General features: G+C 38.8%; 7 protein-coding genes. All 7 read left to right on the top strand.

From position 1 onward, the window contains the following. Nucleotides 1-170 precede the first annotated feature (170 nt). Nucleotides 171-728 carry a DUF3592 domain-containing protein gene (locus C8E01_RS21295; RefSeq protein WP_116545477.1) on the top strand — a complete coding sequence of 186 codons (558 nt, stop codon included), beginning with the start codon at nt 171-173 and terminating at the stop codon, nt 726-728. Between the two features lie 111 nt (nt 729-839). Then, nucleotides 840-1,418 carry a hypothetical protein gene (locus tag C8E01_RS21290; RefSeq protein ID WP_116545476.1) on the top strand — a complete coding sequence of 193 codons (579 nt, stop codon included), beginning with the start codon at nt 840-842 and terminating at the stop codon, nt 1,416-1,418. A gap of 93 nt (nt 1,419-1,511) precedes the next feature. Beyond that, on the top strand, nt 1,512-2,147 hold the full coding sequence (locus C8E01_RS21285; protein WP_116545475.1) for a hypothetical protein: 636 nt from the start codon (nt 1,512-1,514) through the stop codon (nt 2,145-2,147). 75 nt (nt 2,148-2,222) lie between these two features. Next, nucleotides 2,223-2,675, top strand: a complete 453-nt coding sequence (locus C8E01_RS21280; protein ID WP_116545474.1) for a hypothetical protein — start codon at nt 2,223-2,225, stop codon at nt 2,673-2,675. A 104-nt stretch (nt 2,676-2,779) separates the two neighbouring features. Further along, complete coding sequence (locus tag C8E01_RS21275) at nt 2,780-3,079, top strand: hypothetical protein (RefSeq protein WP_116545473.1); 300 nt, start codon at nt 2,780-2,782, stop codon at nt 3,077-3,079. 95 nt (nt 3,080-3,174) lie between these two features. Then, nucleotides 3,175-3,831: a hypothetical protein gene (locus tag C8E01_RS21270; protein WP_133242815.1), complete on the top strand. Its 657-nt coding sequence runs from the start codon at nt 3,175-3,177 to the stop codon at nt 3,829-3,831. Nucleotides 3,832-3,919: 88 nt separating this feature from the next. Next, the gene (locus tag C8E01_RS21265; protein WP_116545478.1) at nt 3,920-4,351 is read left to right on the top strand and encodes a DUF4288 domain-containing protein; all 432 of its coding nucleotides are present in this window, start codon (nt 3,920-3,922) and stop codon (nt 4,349-4,351) included. Nucleotides 4,352-4,503: the final 152 nt, after the last annotated feature.

Here is a 4,503-nt window from a genome sequence, read left to right as displayed (position 1 = left end):
TTTTTTCATCTTATGTAAGAGTTAAGTGTGATTCCAAAAGATAGCCCTTATCCGCTGCTTTTTAAAACCAGCTACCGAAGGTTTAGTGCAACAAGAGCTAAACGCCAGCATCGGCCGACGGCCTCCGCCGTCGTTTAGCCAAACCGTTGGCATTAATAGAAATTAATTAAGTGTCCAGAAGACTTAAAATTAAAGCGAAAAGAGAATCGGGAGTAAGTAAGAAGAAACTACTTAAATACCTGTGGCTATTTTGCATTCTTTGTATTCTTTGGTTTCTCTATATCAATACACCTGATTCAGTACTTTATGCCAAGACTGGTGTATTAAGATGGTTGCCATTCGTGATTATCTTCATAGCGTTACCGTACTGTGTAGTACAATTTATCAGAAGTATATGGGTGAACAGCTCGGTATGGCCGCTAGGTATAGCATCTGCAACTGCACTGATAGTGGGGCCTACTTTTGGAATAGTGAGCGAATGGCAAAAGCTTGAAGATTTAAGTCTACATGGTGCTACTACTCAAGGTATAGTAATCGAAAAGTGGGAAACAGGAAAAGGAAAAAAAGAATGGCTGTTTGTTAGCAAGTATACGGTCGATGGGGAAACTTACACTACTTTTTCTATTCCAGACAAAGAAAATAGATTCAGTCTTGGGGATACATTGCATATACGCTATTCGACTAAGAACCCAGACAACTCAGAGATAGTTGAGCTGGAGCATTATTGACAGTAGTATTTAAAAAAACTATTTATGCCAACACAGCACAGGCATCATGTTCGGCTAATGCCTCACCCGTTGCCTGTACGAGACCGTTAGCGGTAATTTTGATTAATTTAAATGGCAGAGATATTTGACAAAATAATTGTTTATGGCTTCTTGAGTCTCGTTGCAGCAATCATGCTGCTGATTATATCATTACCGACAGCTGCTGCTTATTTTTTTTATCGATGGTTAAGAAAAAAAGGAATTAAATATGTTGGACTAATACCTCTCATTATTGCATCAGTATGGACAGCTTATGAAGCTTATACTGCTATTTACCCGACAGACAGTTTTTACTTTTCAGAATTTAAAGAGGTAACACTAAGAGAGGCTCCAAAGTCAGCGACAATACTCCAAAAAGAGGCATCTTATCCTGGCATTCATGGAGATTATTGTTCAGCATCATTAATAAGAGTTTCATCAGCCGATTATAATATATTATTGAATCAGCTTGTTGTCGACAAAAAAATTATCAAAAATAAAAAAGGAGAAATTGGAGGTTCTTCGGAATTATATAAGGTAATGGGAACATTAAAGCCTGAGCAAATAATTCATAGTTTTTCTCGGAGTATACCAGGGGAGGAAGACCATTATCTGTCTATTGGCTTTTTAGACGATAATAAGACTATAGTAATTAGTGTCTGCGTAACTTGACAAAAAGAAAAAACCGCTAACCACACCTATACGGCAGCTACGCCGCCGCTTAGCAAAGACCGTTAGCGGTTATAAAAATATAAACCAATAATCATGAAACAAACTTTATTGCTTGCACTTCTGCTATTGACAGCCACATGTTTTGCACAACCAAGTGAGAAGCATAGAATTCACCTCACAGTGAGCCAAGGATTTGGCTCTGAGATATTCAACATCCTTATAAGTCAGACAAGTGAAGACACAAAAATCGTCTATTCTAAACTTGACAGTGTCAACAAAGAAATGGCAAGTCGGGACAAGGAGGTCATCAATGTCATGAACCTATATGCTAAAAGCAACTATCTAGATAAACCAAATTCTGTAGAAGGGGAAAAATTTGAACAGGAATTAAAAAAGTTATTATTGAAGTACTCTTTTTACACCAGGGACAGCCTATTGCTTAAAAGTAATGATAATAAGGAATATTCAATACTGTTGGATCAGTTTCATCTGGCAAGCAAAGAGAGTTTGGAGGAAATAGCTAAGCTGAATAGGGCTGGAGCCTTGACTGGACCTATCGTAGAGGTAAAGCTAAACTCTGAAGGGGAAACATCAAAAGTACTTACCTACATTTCTCCAGGTTCGGATAAGCATCCTTTAATCTACAAGTTGGTGAGTGAAACTCTAAACCTATATCGAAAGAGGCACCCGAACTCATTCTTAGAGAAAGATCATATCCCTGTATATTGAAAGTATAACAGCCGCTAACAATATCTATACAGCAGCTAAGCCGCTGCATAGCCCAACCCGTTAGCAAAAATTCCAATGGAAGGAGCAGAAATAATTCAATCCGCAATAGGTCAAAGATTAGAATCTGGTAAACTTCAATCTTTCATCTTAAATGGAGAACTTGTCGATAGGATAAATGTAACTTTTCTGAAATTTAATAATTGGGTACGGATAACATCTACCGATGAAAAGACAAAAATTACATTGGAAGGGAGTTCGTCTGACAAGGGCCAATTGAATGTTGACAAAGAGTTTAGGTATCCAGTTGAAGATATCATATTACATTTCCCAGAATTTAGAAAATTCATCGGAAAACGATTGATAGATTATAAAGAACTGGTCTTAAAAAGTAATGAATCATTGAGCTTCGGGGTAAACTTATTTTTTGAGGATGATTTGAATTTCCTGATCCATAATCAAGATTACCCAATCGATAAAAATGAATATTTATTTGAAAACCTGGTGCCAGAAAACCTGAAAGAAAAGTAAAAGAAAATTAGCTAACCACACCCATAAGCCAGCTGCGCCGCCTTATGGCTAAGTCCGTTGGCACAAATTTCAAGTTATGAATGCCTTCAAAATAAGCAATAAATATGACTGAGCCAGCTAAACAGGCACCAGATATAGTTGGCGGAGCAAAAGTTATACTTTCTGCCTCCGTTGAAGGCAGAAGAGCTACTGGAAGAACCAATCATATCCATATTGGTAAATCAGTAATCCCGACTGTTGGACTTGCTATCTGCAAATATGAAAATGAAGATGGATACTACTTGTTTGGTTGTGACTCGAATTGGAAATCAGTAACTGACACCTGGCATGAAACAGTAGAAGAAGCGATTGAGCAGGCAGAAAGGGAGTATGGAGATCTATCTGGTGCCTGGATAAAGAAGTAAAAGAAAAACATGTGCCAACCCAATGCATGCTCAACCTTTGCTAACGCTTCAGGCTCCGCATGCACGCGGCCGTTAGCACGTATGAAAATCATAGAATGAAGAAAGCTATACTCTACATCTCCCTTTTACTTTCAATTGCAGCGTGCACAGAAAACAAGAATAACCTTTCTTCAGAGACAGGTAAAACAACAGTAGAAGCGAGACAGTCTTTGTCATTGACAGACTTGAAAGGAAGGTTTAAATATACTGACTTGGATAGCTTTCAAGTAGATACTATGGATTGGGAAACAAGACCTGGTTTTTACCAAGAGCTGGACAGCAGCACATTTAAGCTAATTTGGCAGGACGGGAAGCGTAATTTCATCGGACAAGGATACGATAGGGACTATTATTATTCATGGCAGACTAGAAATCCCGAATTGATAGAGTTTGTGGTCCTGACACAAGACGAAAGTAGCTATTGCGATTTGCTGCAGTACTGCATCTATGATAAGAATGGGAAAGCAATTGACAATTTTATACTTGCAGCCAGTTGTGGGGACGGTGGTTGGGTTTACCAGTCATCAGGCAAGTTTATTACGGAAGACACTTACGAAGAAGTGAGTGTTGAAACGGAGAGTGAAATTGTAGCATCTGGAAACATTAAAGAAATAATAGAAGGTGACTCAATTGTGACTCGGTTTATTATTGGCAAAGACGGTAAAGTCACAAAGAAGGAAATTTCGAAAGCCCGAATCAGAGAAGAAATATAAAAATCAAATGTGCTAACCACGTGCAGCCTTTATGTTCGGCTTCGCCTCACCCATCGGCTGCACCAGACCGTTAGCCAAAACAAAAGCTATGAATTCAAACGAGAAAATCATTAACAAGGGCAACTGGTTCATAGCCGAGATAATTGAGCGTACAGAATCGGCTGATTCAGATAAATCGAATCCGAATAGAAGATGCACTGTTTGGGGCAACTATCATTTGATAAAAGCTGCATCTGTCGAAGAAGCTTATGAAAAAGCAGAAAAGCTGGGAAACGATTACAACTATAGCTTCAAGAATCAGAGCGGTGTGGAAATGGAGAACACCTTCGTAGGTATAGGTGATTTACTGCCTCTTTACGAAAACTTAGAAGATGGTGCAGAAATTCTTTGGACGGACTATGGCTTAATAAGTGCTAAGCGTGCTGATAGATTCATAAGGCCTAAAAACGAATGGATTGAAGCTGCAAACAAAGTGAAAAAGAAGAATAGAGAAGGGGCGGAAACTGAAGGAAAAAATTGATTTGGCTAACAAGGTATAAAAGCCATCTTCGGCTGCGCCTCGTTCGCCTTCTATACAAGCCGAAATCTATGAGTAAAACAAGGGTTTTGCTCTAAATATTCTTCAATTTCAGTTCATAGGGCGTTCCCCGTTTCACCACGGCCACGATTTGG

Source organism: Pontibacter virosus, from assembly GCF_003096355.1.
Classification (GTDB): Bacteria; Bacteroidota; Bacteroidia; order Cytophagales; family Hymenobacteraceae; genus Pontibacter; species Pontibacter virosus.
The sequence above is the reverse complement of the archived record's forward strand: the minus strand, read 5'-3'. Positions and strand labels throughout refer to the sequence as shown.